The organism is Novosphingobium malaysiense (assembly GCF_000802225.1).
GTDB classification, from domain to species: domain Bacteria; phylum Pseudomonadota; class Alphaproteobacteria; order Sphingomonadales; family Sphingomonadaceae; genus Novosphingobium; species Novosphingobium malaysiense.
Genome location: NZ_JTDI01000003.1, coordinates 723,436 through 740,955, shown reverse-complemented (window position 1 = coordinate 740,955; position 17,520 = coordinate 723,436). Strand labels below are relative to the sequence as shown.

Sequence of the window (17,520 nt, the reverse complement as noted above, 5' to 3'; positions counted from 1 at the left end):
ATACGTCAAGTGCGTTCCCGCCGAAGGTAGAGCGCGGATCGATTATGGCACAAACTCGCGCTTGGATTTCGCTGATGCAGCACCCATAAGGCGGTGGTCCGTCGGGCCAGTCAGGAGTGATGCATGAGCGAAGCGGTGTGGAACAAGCTGAAGGATCTGGAAAAGCCCTCCCTGGCGCAGCTCTTTGCTGCAGATCCCGACCGGCTCGACACATACGCAACCGCGTTCGAATTGGGCGATGAGGAGAATTCCTGCGCGATCCGGTTCGATTGGTCCAAGACACATCTCGATGCGGCCCACGTCGCCGCGTTCGAGGAACTGGCTGCTGCCATGGACTTCACCGGCCGCCGTGCGGCGTTGTTTGCCGGCGACATCGTCAATCCCACGGAAGGACGCGCTGCCGAACACACGGCTCAGCGCGGTGTGGGCAAAGAAGAGAGCGTTGCGCTAGCCCATGAGAACCATCACCGCATGGCCGCGATTGTCGAGGCGATCCATCGCGGCGCCATGGGCGATGTCAAGCACCTGATCCACGTCGGCATCGGCGGTTCGGCATTGGGACCGGCCCTGGCGATCGACGCGTTGGCGCGGGAAGGGGCCATGGTCGACGTCCACGTCGTTTCGAATATCGACGGGTGCGCACTGGAGCAGGCCTTCGCCGCCTGCGACCCGGCCACGACGATGCTGGCGGTCGCTTCCAAGACCTTCACAACCATCGAGACGATGACCAATGCCGAAAGCGTTATCGGCTGGCTTCGCGAAAACGAAGTCGACGATCCCTTCGGTCGCGTCGTGGCGCTCACGGCATCCCCTGAAAAGGCGATGGAGTGGGGCGTTGACGAAACCCGCATCCTGCCGTTTTCCGAAAGCGTAGGCGGGCGCTATTCGCTGTGGTCTTCCATCGGTTTTCCGGTGGCGATGGCGCTGGGCTGGCCGGACTTCGCGGAATTCCTTGCCGGCGCGGCGGCGATGGACGAGCATTTCCGCGATACTGACGGCATGGCCAATCTGCCGCTTCGCGCTGCATTTGCCGACCAGTATTACACCCGGCTGCGGGGCTGCCAGACGCGCGCCGTGTTCGCCTATGACGAACGTCTGGCGATGCTGCCCGACTATCTGCAGCAGCTCGAGATGGAATCGAACGGCAAGCGCGTGAAGGTCGATGGGTCCCCCGTTGACGGGCCGACGGCGCCGATCACCTGGGGCGGTGTGGGCACCGATGCCCAGCACGCCGTATTCCAGCTACTGCACCAGGGCACCAACCTTGTGCCGGTGGATTTTATTGCCTCGATCGCGCAGGGGCACGATCTCGATCCGGTGCATCACCGCATTCTGCTGTCCAACTGCTTCGCACAGGGCGCCGCCCTGATGGCAGGGAAGGATAGCGATGACCCGGCGCGAGCCTATCCGGGCGACCGACCCTCGGCGACGATCCTGCTGGATGAGGTGAGCCCCGCCACCTTCGGTGCTCTGATCGCCTTCCACGAACATCGCACGTTTGCCAATGCCGTGCTCATGGGCATCAACCCCTTCGATCAGTTCGGAGTCGAATTGGGCAAGGAAATCGCCAGGCAGATCGAGAAGGGCGGCACCCAGTTCGATCCGTCGACCGAAGCGCTGTTGCAGCTGGCGGGGATAGCCTGACCCGATTTCGGCAGGCCTCGTGGCGATCGCCTTCGCGGCCCCGATGCCGGTCTTCAGCATACGGCAAGAATTGCTGGGGTAACCATCTCTCCGTCACATCATAAATGGCGGACCGCGCACTCGCACGCGAAACGTGTGCCATGCGGTCCTGCGGGGATACCGGGGCATGGCGGGCGCATCTAAATTTTTACGCAATGGTTTGGTCGCAAGCGCGATGGCAATCGCGCTGGCCGGGTGTGGAGGCGGCGGCGGCAGCGTAAACTCGACTCCTGCGCCAACGCCCTCGCCTACACCAGCCCCTACACCGACGCCGACTCCGGCACCCACGCCCACCCCCAGCCCGCCCGCGGGTTACGTCATCGTTCCCGAGGACCAGCAGCCGAAACGGTCGGTCCAGGACGATACCGAATTTCGGCGCAATTACGTCTCGTTCGAATACGTCAACGCGCTCTACGCCCTGGACAACGGCTGGACGGGTGACGGTGTGAAGGTCGCGGTGCTGGATGACGGCGTGAAGGAGGTGCCCGAACTTGCCGGCAAGATATCGAGCCTGAGCAGGGACTATGGCACCGTCACGGAAAATGGCGTGACCACCCAGCGCAACGTCATCGGCGATGATTACTCGGATCACGGAACGATGGTTGCCGGCGTTATCGCTGCCGCCAATAATGGTAGCGGCGTGCAGGGCATCGCGCCCAATGCCGAGATCGTCGCCCTGCGCATAAGCGAGATCGATCTCGATGCGACCAATCCCGACGACCAGGAGACGCTGGGCATAGGTCTGGCAGACGCAATAGACTACGCCGGCAGCCTGGGGATCAAGGTCATCAATGCCTCCATCGCCAAGATTGACCCGGACAAGCCGAGCTTCGGTTGGGCGCAGGCGGTTGCGGATTACCAGAAGACCGGCGGCCTTTTCGTCAACGCCGCCGGGAACGAGAGCGCGGCCAACGCCGTGGGCTACCTCGATCTCAATTCGAGCAACTCGCGAAGCTGGCTTTTTGTCGTGGCTCTGGACGGCACAGAGACCAGCTACGAACTGGCCGACTATTCGAACCAGTGCGGCACCACGGCCATGAACAATTGCGTCGCCGCGATGGGGACGAATGCCACGCAGGACGTCGACGGCACGCTGGTCTGGTTCAGCGGGACGAGTTCTGCAACGCCGCAAGTCAGCGGGCTTGCCGCGTTGATCCTGAGCAAGTGGCCACAGCTTTCGGGACTCGAGGCCGGAGAGGTCATCGTCAATACTGCGCGCGACATCGGTGCCAAGGGTGTCGATCCCGTTTTCGGACACGGCCTGATCGACGTGCAGGCTGCTCTTTCGCCGGTAAATCCGACGCTTTCCAATGGAGCGGTTCAGACAACTGCGACGGGTTCGGTCATGGTGGTACCCGAAGCTGTTGGCAGCGCGGGCTTTGCTGCGCACGCGCTGGGTGATGTGACCGTCTTAGACGCCTATGGACGCGATTTTCAGGGCAACCTGTCCGGGCTCGTCGTTCGACCCGGGGCCGACACCGCATGGCTGGATCGGCGCGTGCAGGTCCAGGCCAATGCAGGATCCACATTCGTGGCCACGCCCAAGTTCCAGGCCAGCGCCGGGTTCACCCGGCTGCGCACCGGTCCCGGCGAGGACGAGGTTCGCACGATGCTCACGAATGGCAGGGTGGCCGTCCGCAGCGGCAAGACGTGGTTTACTGCGTCGCTCAATTCGAGCGATTCGGTTGCGGACGAGTTCATGGGGCTTGCGCCCAGTTCGGATGCGGTGTTCGCCTACTCTCCCGTGGCCGATCTTGCCATCGGCGCGCGCTATCCGCTGGCTGGCGGCGTTCTCGGTGTCGACGCTGTGGGCGGTCGGGCTGGCTACGGTTCGGCCAATGGTGCCGTGGTTTCCTGGCGCAAGGCAGGGACGACGCTCAAGGCTGGAATGCTCGACGAAACACGAGTGGTATTCGGCACCCCCACGGGCTCCGGGGCCTTGCGGTTCGGCGACGGCGCGCGGACGGTTTTTCTGGAGGCTTCCCACGACGTTGCGCTGGGAAAATGGAAGGTGGGCGGATACGCCAGTATGGGTGCGACGTGGCTCAAGCTGGCAGACGACATGCTGCTCACCGACGCGGGCACTATCCTGACCAACCGGTTCGGGGTTACCGCCAGCCGGCCTGTCATGGGAGGGAAGATGAGCGTGGGCCTCGTCCAGCCGCTCACGGTCGTTTCCGGCGAGGGCACTTACACGGTCGGCTCGAGTTATGATCTTGCGAGCCGGTCGCTGCAATTCAGCAACCGTCAGGTGGATTTTTCGGGCCGCATCGATCCCTTGCTGACCTTCGGCTACGAGCGCGGAAGCGCAAATTCGCGCATTCGTTTCGGGCTTGCCAGCAACGCCAATGCAAGCGACGTGCGGGCGCTGGGAACCTGGCGCCTGGTCCTTCCCTGATGATTTCCGCGTTGCATCCCCGGTTGGCAATCCGCCGGTAGATGCCCCATATGCGCCCGCATTCCCCTTGGCGGCGCGCAACAGGAGCATCTGCATGGCCGAATACGATTACGACCTCTTCACCATCGGCGCCGGTTCGGGGGGCGTGCGTGCCAGTCGCGTAGCCTCTGCCCATGGAGCCCGGGTTGCAGTGGCGGAGGAGCATCGGATCGGCGGCACCTGTGTAATCCGCGGCTGCGTACCCAAAAAGATGTTGGTCTACGGCGCACACTTTGCCGAGGACCTGGAGGATGCGCGCCACTTCGGGTGGGAGATTCCGGAATGCACGTTCGACTGGGTGAAGCTGCGCGATAATGTCATGGGCGACGTAGACCGGCTCAACGGTCTTTATACCCAGACGCTCGAAAGCCACGGCGTCGAGATCTACCATGAGCGCGCGAGGATTACCGGTCCTCACGAAGTCACGCTGTCCAGCGGCGAGAAGAAAACAGCCAGGGTGATCCTCATCGCCACCGGCGCGCGTCCGCATGTTCCCGGCTGCCCCGGTCACGAATTGGGCATTACCTCGAACGAGGCGTTCCATCTCGATGCGATACCCAAGCGGGTGCTGATCGCCGGTGCCGGCTACATCGCCAACGAGTTTGCCGGCATCTTCAACGAGTTCGGTGCCAAGGTCACGCTGATCAACCGCTCCGACCAGCTGCTGCGCGGCTACGACGAGAGCTTGCGCGACCGATTGCTGCAGATATCGATCATGAAAGGCATCGACTTCCGCTTCAACGCCGAAAGCCGCAAGATCGAGAAGAACGACGACGGCTCACTGACCGTGCACATGACCAATCACGACCCGCTCGTGGTGGACTGCGTGTTGTTCGCTACCGGCCGTATCCCGAATAGCGAAGGTCTGGGTCTCGAGGATGTCGGCGTGGACATCGACGAGAAGGGCGCGATCAAGGTCGACGAGCATTCGAAAAGCAGCGTCGATTACATCTATGCGGTTGGCGACGTGACCAACCGCGTACAATTGACGCCTGTGGCGATCCGTGAAGGTCAGGCCTTTGCCGACACCGTCTTTGGCGACAAGCCCACGACGGTCGACTACCATTGCATTCCTTCGGCGGTATTCAGCCATCCGCCCATTGCGGCCGTAGGAATGACCGAAGCTGAAGCCAACAACACGCTGGGTTCTGTAAAGATCTACACCAGCGATTTCCGGCCGATGAAGAATGTTGTCGCCCATCGTAACGAGCGAGCGCTCTACAAGATGGTCTGCGATGCCGAGACCGACCGCGTCGTAGGCCTGCACATGATCGGGCCCGAGGCACCGGAGATCATGCAGGCTGCCGCGATCGCGGTGAAGGCAGGGCTCACCAAGGCCGATTTCGATGCCACCGTCGCGGTCCACCCGACGATGTCGGAAGAACTCGTCCTGTTGAAGTGATCGCGGACCGAAGGGGTTGCATGCGCGGGCTGGGGGGCTATGCCCCCGCCATGCGATTATTAAGATGGTTGCCGGCGAGTCTGCTCGCTCTGCTCTCGACACCGGCGATGGCCCACGGCGGTGAAGTCCACGCCGACGCCAGCCCCTGGACGCTCTGGCAGCTTTCGCCCGAGATCCTGCTGGGACTTGCCATTGCCGGGCTTATCTACTGGCGCGGCAGTCGCCACGGACTGGTCGACGAGCGTTGGCGAATTGCGGCGTTTTTCGGGGGGCTTGTCGCGCTTTTCATCGCGCTCATCTCGCCCGTCGAGCGGCTCGCAGACCACATATTCGCTGTGCACCAAGTCGAGCACATGTTGCTTCGAACGGTTGCGCCGATGCTGCTGTTCCTCTCGCGACCGCAGGCCGCCATGGTTCGCGGGCTCCCTGATGGCGTGAGCAAGTTCTTTGCCGGCACCGGCTGGATGCGCGGGTTGGTGGATTTCCTGAGACATCCCGTGGTCGCGACAGTGCTGTTTCTGCTGGCCAGCTACTTCTGGATGGTGCCGCATTATCACGACATGGCAATCCTGGACGAGCCGATTCACTACATGTGGCACATCAGTTTGCTGGTGACCGGCCTGATCTTCTTCTCGGTGATCTTCGACCGGCGTACCGCGCCGCAGGGGCCGGGACTGGGAACGCGTCTGGGCATGTTCGTCTTCGCGGCGCTCGGCAATATCGTGCTCGGCGCCTTCCTGACGTTCAAGACCATTCCGCTCTATGACGCCTACCTGAAGCTCGGCCACATGTGGCACGTGTCGATGCTCACCGACGAGCAGACCGGCGGCATCATCATGTGGATTCCCGGCACGATGATGTTTGCAGTCAGCGCGATCCTCGTAATCCATCGCTGGGGCAATGAAGAAGAACGCATTGCAACGCGGCGCCTGCGCACCGGTCGCGAGGCCGTGGTGGCTAGCGCGGGCGCAAATCGGACCCTGGCATTCGGTCTGGCCGGCTTTGCCCTGCTGATGCTGGCGATCGTCTTCAGCGTCGTTTCGCTGATAGATCATCCGCACGACAAGGCCCGGGATTTCGGCCTTTCCGGCCAAATTCCGGGATAGTCCGAGCGCCGTCGCGCGATATCCATCGGCGGAGTGAAAACGCTGGGACCGGGCACGCGATTTGTTTTAATCGAGCGATTAAAACTATTGACCTGAGCGCTTCGACCTGCCTTAGCAAACCCAGCATTTCCAAGCTGGAACCACTGCGGACAAGGGAAGCCGGATGTCAGCCAATATCGCCGAAATGGAAAGCCGTCGTGCAGCCGCCAAGATGGGTGGCGGTCAGCGGCGCATCGACGCACAGCACGCCAAGGGCAAGCTAACCGCGCGCGAGCGCCTTGAGGTACTGCTCGACGAAGACAGCTTCGAAGAGATGGATCTCTACGTAGAGCACGACTGCGTCGATTTCGGCATGCAGGACCAGCGGGTGCCGGGTGACGGCGTCGTTACCGGTTCGGGCACGATCAACGGCCGCCTCGTCTATGTCTTCTCGCAGGACTTCACGGTCTTCGGTGGTTCGCTTTCGGCTCGCCACGCGCAGAAGATCTGCAAGGTCATGGACGCGGCAATGAAGGTCGGCGCGCCGGTGATCGGCCTCAACGATTCCGGCGGCGCGCGCATTCAGGAAGGCGTCGCCTCGCTCGGCGGTTATGCCGACGTGTTCCAGCGCAATGTCACCGCTTCGGGCGTGGTGCCGCAGCTCTCGCTGATCATGGGGCCTTGCGCGGGCGGCGCGGTTTACTCGCCGGCGATGACCGACTTCATCTTCATGGTGAAGGACAGCTCCTACATGTTCGTGACCGGTCCGGACGTGGTGAAGACCGTCACCAACGAAGTCGTAACCCAGGAAGAACTGGGCGGTGCCATTACGCACTCCAGCAAGACTTCGGTTTCCGACCTCGCGCTGGAGAACGACATCGAGGCGCTGCTCGCCGCGCGCGACTTCATCGATTACCTGCCGGCATCGAACCGCGATGAAGTGCCCGAGCGCCCCTGCGCCGACCCGTGGGACCGTACCGAGGAAAGCCTCGACACGATCATCCCTCCCTCGGCGAACCAGCCCTATGATATGCAGGAAGTGATCCGCAAGACGCTCGACGAGGGTGAATTCTTCGAGATCCAGCCCCTGCATGCCGGCAATATCCTGTGCGGTTTCGGCCGCGTCGAAGGCCGCACCGTAGGCGTCGTCGCCAACCAGCCGATGGTGCTGGCGGGCGTGCTCGACATCGACTCCTCCAAGAAGGCGGCACGCTTCGTGCGCTTCTGCGATGCGTTCAACATTCCGATCCTGACTTTCGTCGACGTACCGGGGTTCCTTCCCGGCACCGATCAGGAACACAACGGCATCATCAAGCACGGCGCCAAGCTGCTCTTCGCCTATGCCGAAGCGACTGTGCCCAAGATCACCGTCATTACCCGCAAGGCCTATGGTGGCGCCTACGACGTCATGAGTTCGAAGCATCTGCGCGGCGACCTCAACTACGCCTGGCCGACCGCCGAAATTGCGGTGATGGGCGCCAAGGGCGCGGTCGAGATCATCTTCCGCGGGCTAGATGCGGACGGGATCGCCGCCAAGACCAAGGAATACGAGGACCGCTTCGCCAACCCGTTCGTGGCGGCGAGCCGTGGTTACATCGACGAAGTGATCTATCCGCATTCGACGCGTCGTCGCATTGCCCTGGGTCTTCGCAAGCTGCGCAACAAGCAGCTCGAAAATCCTTGGAAGAAGCACGATAATATTCCGTTGTAATGCAACGGGGGCATGCTCGCCTCTGATGGGCGAAGATGTCTCTTTTGCGAGTATCGCGATTGGGTGAAGATCGGCACAGGTCCTCCCCGATCGAAACTGAACTGGAAATTGGAACACAGGTCATGGAAGACATCTACATCGTCAGCGGCGTGCGCACGGCAGTCGGAGACTTCGGCGGCTCGCTCAAAAGCTTTTCGCCTGCGGATCTGGGCGGCATGGTCGCCACTGAAGCGCTCAAGCGCGCTGGTGTCGAGCCGGATGCCATCGAGCACATCGTCATCGGCCAGGTGATGCCGAACAGCGCCCGCGACGAGATGCTCAGCCGCGTGATCGGCATCAACGCCGGTGTGCCGCTCGCGACCCCGGCGTTGACGCTCAACCGACTGTGCGGCTCGGGCGTTCAGGCGATCGTGTCGGCCGCGCAGATGATGAAGCTGGGCGAGGCCAAGGTTACGCTCGCCGGCGGCGCGGAATCGATGTCGAACGTCCCCTACCACGACCATAGCGTGCGCTGGGGCAAGAAGATGGGCCCGAACGTGCAGGAAGACGCGCTGACGCTCGGCCTTTCCGACGCCATCGGCGGCTACCATATGGGTATCACTGCTGAGAACGTGGCCGAACGTCACCAGGTGACGCGAAAGGACATGGACACGCTGGCCGTGACCAGCCACCAGCGCGCGTCGCGGGCCATCGCGGAAGGCCGCTTCAAGGAACAGATCCTTCCGGTCGAGGTGAAGACGCGCAAGGGCGTCGTCGTGTTCGACACCGACGAGCACGTGAAGGCCGACACCACGATGGAAGTGCTGGGCAAGATGAAGCCCGCCTTCAAGAAAGACGGTTCGGTCACCGCCGGCAATGCCTCGGGCATCAACGATGGTGCTGCCGCGGTCGTGCTGGCTACCGGCAGCGAAGTCGAGAGCCGCGGCCTGAAGCCGATGGCGAAGATCGTCGCCTGGGGTCACGCCGGCGTCGAGCCCGACTACATGGGCGAGGGCCCGATCAAGGCGGTGCCGATTGCGCTGGAGCGTGCCGGCCTCAGCCTCGATCAGATGGACGTAATCGAATCCAACGAGGCTTTTGCCGCCCAGGCGGCGGCCTGCGCCAGGGTGCTTGGTTTCGATCCGGAAAAGGTGAACCCTAACGGTTCGGGCGTTTCCATCGGCCACCCCGTCGGCGCGACCGGTTGTATGCTCACCATCAAGTGCATGTACGAGTTGAAGCGCATCGGCGGAAAGTACGGCCTCATCACCATGTGCATCGGCGGCGGTCAGGGCATCGCCATGATCATCGAGAATGTGGAGTAACCGGCCATGAAACTCGGCCGCATGAACCATATCGGCGTTGCTACGCCGGACCTGGACGCTTCCATCGCGTTCTACCGCGACGTGATGGGCGCCACGGACATTACCGAGCCTTTCGTGCTCGACAGCCAGAAGGTGCGTGTGTGCTTCGTCAACACGCCGGGTGAGAACGGCACCGCGGGTACGCAGGTCGAACTGCTGCAGCCCACCGAGGCGGACTCCGCGGTTGGCAAGTGGCTGGAGAAGAACCCGTTGGGCGGCCAGCACCACGTTTGTTACGAAGTGCCGGACATCCACGCTGCCAAGGCGTGGTTTGAAAGCAAGGGCAAGCGCGTGCTGGGCGAACCGCGCATCGGCGCTCACGGCACCCTGATCTTCTTCGTCCACCCCAAGGACATGGGCGGGCAACTGACCGAGATCATGGAAACGCCCAAGGAAGCCCACTGATATTGACGTAAGGCGCCCTCGGACAGGGAAGGGCGCCCGACTGAGGAAACCGACTATGGCAGACATCAACGACTGGAAGGCGCTGGCCGACAAGGAGGTCAAGGGCCGGGACCTGACCTGGAACACGCCCGAAGGCATCGCGGTCAAGCCGCTCTACACCGCCGAGGACGTCCAGACCGATCCGGGCCTTCCCGGTTTCGCGCCGTTCACCCGCGGTGTGAAGGCGTCGATGTATGCCGGTCGTCCCTGGACCATCCGCCAGTATGCCGGTTTCTCGACCGCTGAAGAGTCCAACGCTTTCTACCGCCGCAACCTCGCGGCCGGTCAGAAGGGGCTTTCGGTGGCCTTCGACCTTGCCACGCACCGTGGCTACGACTCCGATCACCCGCGCGTGGTCGGTGACGTCGGCATGGCGGGCGTCGCCATCGACTCTGTCGAGGACATGAAGATCCTCTTCGACGGCATCCCGCTCGACGAGATGTCGGTGTCGATGACCATGAATGGTGCGGTGATCCCGTGCCTGGCGTTCTACATCATCGCAGCCGAAGAGCAGGGCGTCAGCCCCGAGAAGCTGACCGGGACCATCCAGAACGACATCCTCAAGGAGTTCATGGTCCGCAACACCTACATCTATCCGCCCGAACCCTCGATGCGGATCATTTCGGACATTTTCGCATATACCGCGGATAACATGCCGAAATTCAACAGCATTTCTATCTCCGGCTACCACATGCAGGAAGCCGGCGCGACGCAGGTGCAGGAACTCGCCTTCACCATCGCCGACGGGATGGAATACGTGAAGTACGGCGTCGGTTCCGGTCTCGATATCGACAAGTTTGCCGGCCGCCTGTCGTTCTTCTTCGCCATCGGCATGAACTTCTTCATGGAGATCGCCAAGCTGCGCGCCGCGCGCACGCTGTGGCACCGCGCCATGACCCAGCTCGGCGCGCAGTCCGAACGTTCGAAGATGCTGCGCACGCACTGCCAGACCTCGGGCGTCTCGCTGCAGGAGCAGGACCCCTACAACAACGTCATGCGCACCACGATCGAGGCGATGGCGGCGATGCTGGGCGGCACCCAGTCGCTGCACACGAACGCACTCGACGAGGCGATCGCGCTGCCGACCGACTTCTCGGCCCGCATCGCGCGCAACACGCAGATCGTCATCCAGGAAGAGACCGGCATGACCAATGTCGTCGATCCGCTGGGTGGCTCCTACTACATTGAGGCGCTGACCAAGGAACTGGTCGACAAGGCCTGGGAAATCATCGAGCGCGTCGAGCGTGAAGGCGGCATGGCCAAGGCCGTGGCCGCTGGCTGGCCCAAGGCAATGATCGAGGAAGCCGCTGCTGGCCGTCAGGCCCGCGTCGACCGCGGCGAGGACGTGATCGTCGGCGTCAACAAGTACCGCCGCGACGAGGAGGACCCGATCGAAACGCTCGAGGTCGACAACCACAAGGTCCGCGAAGCGCAGATCGCGCGCATCAAGCGCACCCGTGAGGGCCGCGACGAGGCCAAGTGCCAGGCCGCGCTCAAGGCGCTTGCCGAAGGCGCCAAGGGCAAGGGTAACCTGCTCGCTCTCGCCGTCGATGCCGCTCGCGAGCGTGCGACCCTCGGCGAGATCTCGGATGCCATGGAATCCGCCTTCGGCCGCTATGGCACGATGCCGACCCCGGTTAAGGGCATTTACGGTTCGGCATACGCCGGGGACAGCCGCTATCAGCAGGTGCTCGATGGCGTCGAAGCCGTCACCACCCGCCTCGGCCGCGCGCCCAAGCTCTTCGTTGCCAAGATGGGCCAGGACGGCCACGACCGCGGCGCCAACGTCATTGCCTCGGCATTCGGCGACATGGGCTTCGACGTGGTGACCGGTCCGCTGTTCCAGACGCCGGAGGAAGCCTGCAAGATGGCGGTCGAGAACGGCGTCGATGCCGTGGGCGCCAGCTCGCTGGCTGCCGGCCACAAGACGCTCATCCCCGAATTGATCGGCCATCTCAAGGATGCCGGCCGCAGCGACATCAAGGTCGTTGCCGGCGGTGTTATCCCGCAGCAGGACTACGATTTCCTCAAGCGCGCAGGCGTCCAGGGCATCTACGGTCCCGGCTCGAACGTGGTGGAATGCGCAGCCGACATGCTGCGCCTGCTCGGCCACAACATGCCGCCTGCCGACGACGCTCTGGAAGCCGCCGAGTAAGCGGGAAGGAGCGTTCGGAACGATGTCCCTGGGCTTCTCGGTAGAGGACCTGCTTCCCAGCGCACGGGTTTCCGGCCCGCTGCGCATGGGGCTGGTCAAGCTCGCCGAGAACGCATGGATCGATCCGCGACCGGACCTCGCCGCGCGCAACGCGGGCTTCGATGCCCGTCCCGAAAGCGTGATGGTCCGGCCTGAAGCCGAAGCGGGTATTGCCGAACTGGCAGACCTTCTGGGTGTGAATGGCGGGCTGGAAGACTGCGCACGATCGGTCTGGGAGGACCTGTGCGTGATGGTGCAGGACGCACCCGGCGAGCCGTTCCGTCTCTGTGCCGGTGCAGTGGCGTTTCCGACCGACTGGCGCCTGCCGGAGAAAATGGGGAAGCCGGTGCATCAGGTGCACGAGCCGATCCATGGCTATGCCGACAAGCTCGCGTCGCCCGTCGACAAGTTCATGGACGGGCTGCAATCGTTCAACATTTTCGGCCGCGCCAACGCCTTCGTCGTCGCTTCGGACGATCTGCGCTACATGCCCGAAGTGCCGCCCTCTGAACGCTTCGCGCATGTTACGGCGGAAAACGCTGGCGAGACGCTTTTCGTTCGCTGTGAGCGCGAGGCTCTGCGGCGGCTTCCGAAGTCGCGGGCGATCGTCTTTACCATCGGCATCTATCGCACGCCCCTCGGCATGCTCAGCGACGCCGGCGTTGCGCGGATCGCGCAGTCGGTCGAGGGCTTTGAAAGCGGAGAACTGGAACGGCGTGCCGGGCCGCACTACGGGCCGGCGCTGAGGGAATACGCAGCGGCACGCGCCGCAAAAAGGCAAGCAGCCTGAGGAGGAGGGATCATGACGCACAAGCTCGATACCATGGCAGTTCACGCGGGATGTGAACCGGATCCGGCGACCAAGGCACGGATCACGCCGATCTATCAGACCGCCAGCTACGTGTTCGACGATGCCGATCACGCCGCGCGTCTCTTCAACCTCGAAGAGTTCGGCAACATCTACAGCCGTATCATGAACCCCACCAACGGCGCGCTCGAAGGCAAGATCGCGGCGCTCGAAGGGGGCGTTGCGGCGCTGGGCGTGGCTTCGGGCCATGCCGCGCAGCTTCTCGTGTTCCATACGCTGATGGAGCCGGGCTGCGAGATCGTCGCGGCCAAGAAGCTCTACGGCGGTTCGCTCAACCAGCTTGGCCATTCCTTCCGCAAGATGTCGTGGGAGACCAAGTTCGTCGATGCCGACGATCCGGCCAGTGTCGCCGCTGCCATTACCGACAAGACCCGCGCGGTCTTCGTGGAAAGCCTTGCCAATCCGGGCGGCGTCGTCACAGACATCGCCGCTATTGCCAAGGTCGCGCACGATGCCGGTGTGCCGCTGATCGTCGACAACACGCTGGCGACGCCGGCGCTGTGCCGTCCGATCGAACATGGCGCGGACATCGTCGTCCACTCGGCCACCAAGTTCCTCAACGGCCATGGCAATGCCGTCGGCGGGTTGATCGTCGATTCCGGTAACTTCGACTGGATGGCGTCGGACAAGTATCCGACCCTCACCGAGCCGAACCCGAGCTACCACGGCATGAAGATGGGCGAGACTTTCGGGAACATCGCCTTCATCATCGCCTGCCGCACGCTCGGCCTGCGCGACCTCGGCCCCGCGATGGCGCCGATGAACGCCTTCCTGTCGCTCACAGGCATGGAAACGCTGGCGCTGCGCATGGAGCGCCACTGCGAAAACGCCCTGCACCTTGCGAAGTGGCTGCAGGCACACCCCAAGGTTGCCTGGGTCAACTACGCAGGGCTGCCCGAGAACCCTTATCACCAGCTTGCGCAGCAGTATCTTGGCGGCAAGGGCGGTGCGGTGTTCACCTTCGGCGTCAAAGGCGGCTATGAGGCTGGCGTGAAGCTGGTTACCGAGGTCAAGCTATTCAGCCACCTCGCGAACATCGGCGACACGCGTTCGCTGATCATCCATCCCAGCTCGACGACCCACCGTCAGCTGGAAGAAGGCGCGCAGATCGAGGCCGGCGCCGGTCCGGACGTGATGCGCGTATCGGTTGGCATCGAGCACATCGACGATATCGTGGCCGACCTTGCACAGGCCCTGGAGCAAATCTGACCTTATGACTGAAGCCCCCCAGACCGAAACCCGCAACGACTGGACGCGCGAGGAAATCGCGGCGCTGTTTGACCTGCCGTTTACTGAGCTGGTCTTCCGCGCTGCCGAGGTTCACCGCGCGAACCATGCGGCCAATGAAGTGCAGCTCTCCACGCTGCTGTCGATCAAGACCGGCGGCTGCGCGGAGGACTGCGGCTATTGCTCGCAGTCGGTGAAGGCGGATTCGGGGGTCAAGGCGACCAAGCTGATGGACGTGCAGGCCGTGCTGCAGCGTGCGGCGCAGGCGGCCGATCAGGGTTCAACCCGCTTCTGCATGGGTGCCGCCTGGCGCAATCCCAAGGACCGCGACATGCCCGCCATCATCGAGATGGTGAAGGGCGTGCGCGACATGGGCATGGAAACCTGCATGACACTGGGCATGCTGACGCCCGAACAGGCCGACATGCTCAAGGAAGCCGGGCTCGACTACTACAATCATAACATCGATACCTCGCCCGAGCGTTACGATCAGGTGATCACGACGCGCACGATGGAGGACCGTCTCGACACGCTCTCCGAAGTGCGCCGCGCCGGGATCAACGTCTGCTCTGGCGGCATCGTCGGCATGGGCGAGACGCGCGATGACCGCGTCGGCTTCATCCACACGTTGGCAACGCTTCCCGATCATCCGCAGTCGGTGCCGGTCAATGCACTGGTGCCGGTCAAGGGCACGGTGCTCGGCGATATGCTCGCCGATACACCGATGGCCAAGATCGACGATGTCGAATTCGTGCGCACCGTCGCGGTTGCGCGGATCACCATGCCGCACTCGATGGTGCGCCTCTCGGCCGGGCGCGAGTCCATGTCCGAGATGACGCAGGCGATGTGCTTCATGGCCGGCGCGAACTCGATCTTTACCGGCGACAAGCTGCTGACGGCGCCCAATGCAGGCGACGACACCGACATGGCGATGTTCGCACGTCTGGGCATCAAGCCTATGGCCATCGAGCAGACGCAGGCGCAAGTGGACGCGGAACGCATGCCCAAGGGCTGTGCGAAGCTGGAAGCTGCTGAATAATTTTTGATTTTTATTTCCGCCCGGCCCTGTGACGCCGGAGGATTGAAGTTGGAGGAACGGGGTTGTTCAAGAAGATCCTCATCGCAAACCGGGGCGAGATCGCCTGCCGCGTGATCAAGACTGCCCGCCGCATGGGTATCCAGACGGTGGCCGTCTATTCGGACGCCGACGCTATGGCGCCTTTCGTGCAGATGGCCGACGAGGCCGTCCACATCGGCCCGCCGCCGGCTTCGGAATCCTACCTGATCGCCGAAAAGATCATCGCCGCCTGCAAGCAGACCGGCGCTGAAGCGGTCCATCCGGGCTACGGCTTCCTGTCCGAGCGCACCTCGTTCGCCGAGGCGCTGGCCAAGGAAGGCATCGAGTTCATCGGCCCGCCGGTGAACGCCATTGCCGCGATGGGCGACAAGATCGAGTCCAAGAAGCTCGCCAAGGAAGCCGGCGTCAACGTCGTGCCCGGCTTCGTCGGCGAGATCCGCGACACCGAGCATGCGGTCGAGATTTCCAACGACATCGGTTACCCGGTGATGATGAAGGCATCGGCCGGCGGCGGCGGCAAGGGCATGCGCCTTGCCTACTCCGAGCAGGATGTGCGCGAAGGCTTCGAGGCGACCAAGCGCGAAGGTCTCAACTCCTTTGGCGATGATCGTGTTTTCATCGAGAAGTTCATTCTCAACCCGCGCCACATCGAGATTCAGATCCTCGGCGACAAGCATGGAAACATCCTCTACCTGAACGAGCGCGAATGCTCGATCCAGCGCCGCCACCAGAAGGTGGTCGAGGAAGCGCCGTCGCCCTTCGTCACGCCGAAGATGCGCAAGGCCATGGGCGAGCAGTGCGTCGCGCTCTCGAAGGCCGTGGGCTATTATTCGGCGGGCACCGTGGAACTGATCGTCTCGGGCGCCGACCCGACGGGCGAGAGCTTCTACTTCCTCGAAATGAACACTCGCCTGCAGGTGGAGCATCCGGTCACCGAAGCGATCACCGGCGTCGACCTTGTCGAGCAGATGATCCGCGTTGCTGCCGGTCAGAAGCTGGAAATGACCCAGGACGACGTGAAGATCGATGGCTGGGCCATCGAAAACCGCGTCTACGCCGAAGACCCGTACCGCGGCTTCCTGCCCTCGACCGGCCGCCTCGTGCGCTACAACCCGCCGGTGGAAGGTTGGACGGACGATGGCGCCGAGAACGGCCGCCGTGGTGTCGACGGCATCCGTGTCGATGATGGCGTCTACGAAGGCGGGCAGGTCTCGATGTTCTACGACCCAATGATCGCCAAGCTGGTGACCTGGGGCGAGACCCGCGACGAAGCCGCCGACAAGCAGATTGCCGCGCTCGACGCGTTCGAGATCGAAGGTCTCGGCCACAATATCGATTTCGTCTCGGCCATCATGCAGCATCCGCGCTTCCGCTCGGGCGAACTGACGACTGGCTTCATCGCCGAGGAATACCCCGAGGGTTTCCAGGGCGCACCGGCGTCCGACGAACTCAAGACCAGGCTCGCCGCTGTCGCGGCGTTCGTCGCCACTGCCCGTTCGGACCGTTCGCGCCGCGTCGACGGCCAGCTTGCCACCCCGCTCGATCCGCCGTCGGAATGGACGGTGTCGATCGACAAGAAGCCCTATGAAGTAGTGATCGGCGAAGAGACGGTCGTTGTGAATGGCACCGAGGTCGAGCTGGCGCTGGAATACACGCCGGGTGACCGTTTCATCGACGCGGAAGTCGATGGTGAGGACATGACGATCAAGATCGAACCCACGCGTCTGGGCTTCAAGATGACGACGCGCGGTGCGATCCACCAGATCGGTTGCCTGCCTACCCGCGTGGCCTCGCTGTCGCAGCACATGATCGAAAAGATCCCGCCGGATCTTTCCAAGTACCTCATCTGCCCGATGCCCGGCCTGCTCGTTTCGCTGAATGTTGCCGAAGGCGACAAGGTCGAATCCGGGCAGCCGCTGGCCGTCATCGAGGCGATGAAGATGGAAAACATCCTGCGCGCCGAGAAGTCTGGCGTGGTGAAGTCGGTCAACGCCAAGGCCGGCGACAGCCTTGCGGTGGACGCGGTTATTCTCGAACTGGAGTAACCG

Annotated in this window: 12 protein-coding genes; all 12 read left to right on the top strand. The window is 63.0% G+C overall.

Going from position 1 to position 17,520, the window contains the following annotated elements; all coding sequences use genetic code 11:
- Window positions 1-123 precede the first annotated feature (123 nt).
- Window positions 124-1,644: a glucose-6-phosphate isomerase gene (gene pgi, locus LK12_RS11385; protein WP_039283592.1), complete on the top strand. Its 1,521-nt coding sequence runs from the start codon at window positions 124-126 to the stop codon at window positions 1,642-1,644.
- Between the two features lie 214 nt (window positions 1,645-1,858).
- Window positions 1,859-4,081, top strand: coding sequence for a S8 family peptidase (locus LK12_RS11380; RefSeq protein WP_082010460.1), 2,223 nt, complete (start codon window positions 1,859-1,861; stop codon window positions 4,079-4,081).
- A gap of 94 nt (window positions 4,082-4,175) precedes the next feature.
- Window positions 4,176-5,522: a glutathione-disulfide reductase gene (gene gor, locus LK12_RS11375; protein WP_039283590.1), complete on the top strand. Its 1,347-nt coding sequence runs from the start codon at window positions 4,176-4,178 to the stop codon at window positions 5,520-5,522.
- Between the two features lie 68 nt (window positions 5,523-5,590).
- On the top strand, window positions 5,591-6,628 hold the full coding sequence (locus tag LK12_RS11370) for a cytochrome c oxidase assembly protein (protein WP_231568325.1): 1,038 nt from the start codon (window positions 5,591-5,593) through the stop codon (window positions 6,626-6,628).
- Between the two features lie 163 nt (window positions 6,629-6,791).
- On the top strand, window positions 6,792-8,318 hold the full coding sequence (locus tag LK12_RS11365) for an acyl-CoA carboxylase subunit beta (protein ID WP_039283588.1): 1,527 nt from the start codon (window positions 6,792-6,794) through the stop codon (window positions 8,316-8,318).
- A 122-nt stretch (window positions 8,319-8,440) separates the two neighbouring features.
- The gene (gene bktB, locus LK12_RS11360) at window positions 8,441-9,622 is read left to right on the top strand and encodes a beta-ketothiolase BktB (RefSeq protein ID WP_039283586.1); all 1,182 of its coding nucleotides are present in this window, start codon (window positions 8,441-8,443) and stop codon (window positions 9,620-9,622) included.
- Window positions 9,623-9,628: 6 nt separating this feature from the next.
- Window positions 9,629-10,066: a methylmalonyl-CoA epimerase gene (gene mce, locus LK12_RS11355; protein WP_039283584.1), complete on the top strand. Its 438-nt coding sequence runs from the start codon at window positions 9,629-9,631 to the stop codon at window positions 10,064-10,066.
- Between the two features lie 55 nt (window positions 10,067-10,121).
- Window positions 10,122-12,260: a methylmalonyl-CoA mutase gene (gene scpA, locus LK12_RS11350; protein WP_039283583.1), complete on the top strand. Its 2,139-nt coding sequence runs from the start codon at window positions 10,122-10,124 to the stop codon at window positions 12,258-12,260.
- Window positions 12,261-12,282: 22 nt separating this feature from the next.
- Complete coding sequence (locus LK12_RS11345) at window positions 12,283-13,089, top strand: heme-dependent oxidative N-demethylase subunit alpha family protein (protein ID WP_039283579.1); 807 nt, start codon at window positions 12,283-12,285, stop codon at window positions 13,087-13,089.
- Window positions 13,090-13,101: 12 nt separating this feature from the next.
- Entirely contained in the window at window positions 13,102-14,376 is a 1,275-nt protein-coding gene (locus LK12_RS11340) for an O-acetylhomoserine aminocarboxypropyltransferase (protein WP_039283576.1), read from the top strand.
- Between the two features lie 4 nt (window positions 14,377-14,380).
- Window positions 14,381-15,433 carry a biotin synthase BioB gene (gene bioB, locus LK12_RS11335; protein WP_039283574.1) on the top strand — a complete coding sequence of 351 codons (1,053 nt, stop codon included), beginning with the start codon at window positions 14,381-14,383 and terminating at the stop codon, window positions 15,431-15,433.
- Window positions 15,434-15,495: 62 nt separating this feature from the next.
- A complete protein-coding gene (locus tag LK12_RS11330; RefSeq protein ID WP_039283571.1) occupies window positions 15,496-17,517 on the top strand; it encodes an acetyl-CoA carboxylase biotin carboxylase subunit in 2,022 nt (673 codons plus the stop codon).
- Window positions 17,518-17,520: the final 3 nt, after the last annotated feature.

Bases quoted from the DNA above. Each gene is read 5' to 3' on its own strand.
- LK12_RS11365 (WP_039283588.1), top strand. From the start codon at position 6,792: ATGTCAGCCAATATCGCCGAAATGGAAAGCCGTCGTGCAGCCGCCAAG.
- scpA (WP_039283583.1), top strand. From the start codon at position 10,122: ATGGCAGACATCAACGACTGGAAGGCGCTGGCCGACAAGGAGGTCAAG.
- mce (WP_039283584.1), top strand. From the start codon at position 9,629: ATGAAACTCGGCCGCATGAACCATATCGGCGTTGCTACGCCGGACCTG.
- LK12_RS11340 (WP_039283576.1), top strand. From the start codon at position 13,102: ATGACGCACAAGCTCGATACCATGGCAGTTCACGCGGGATGTGAACCG.
- bktB (WP_039283586.1), top strand. From the start codon at position 8,441: ATGGAAGACATCTACATCGTCAGCGGCGTGCGCACGGCAGTCGGAGAC.
- LK12_RS11380 (WP_082010460.1), top strand. From the start codon at position 1,859: ATGGCAATCGCGCTGGCCGGGTGTGGAGGCGGCGGCGGCAGCGTAAAC.
- gor (WP_039283590.1), top strand. From the start codon at position 4,176: ATGGCCGAATACGATTACGACCTCTTCACCATCGGCGCCGGTTCGGGG.
- LK12_RS11345 (WP_039283579.1), top strand. From the start codon at position 12,283: ATGTCCCTGGGCTTCTCGGTAGAGGACCTGCTTCCCAGCGCACGGGTT.
- bioB (WP_039283574.1), top strand. From the start codon at position 14,381: ATGACTGAAGCCCCCCAGACCGAAACCCGCAACGACTGGACGCGCGAG.
- pgi (WP_039283592.1), top strand. From the start codon at position 124: ATGAGCGAAGCGGTGTGGAACAAGCTGAAGGATCTGGAAAAGCCCTCC.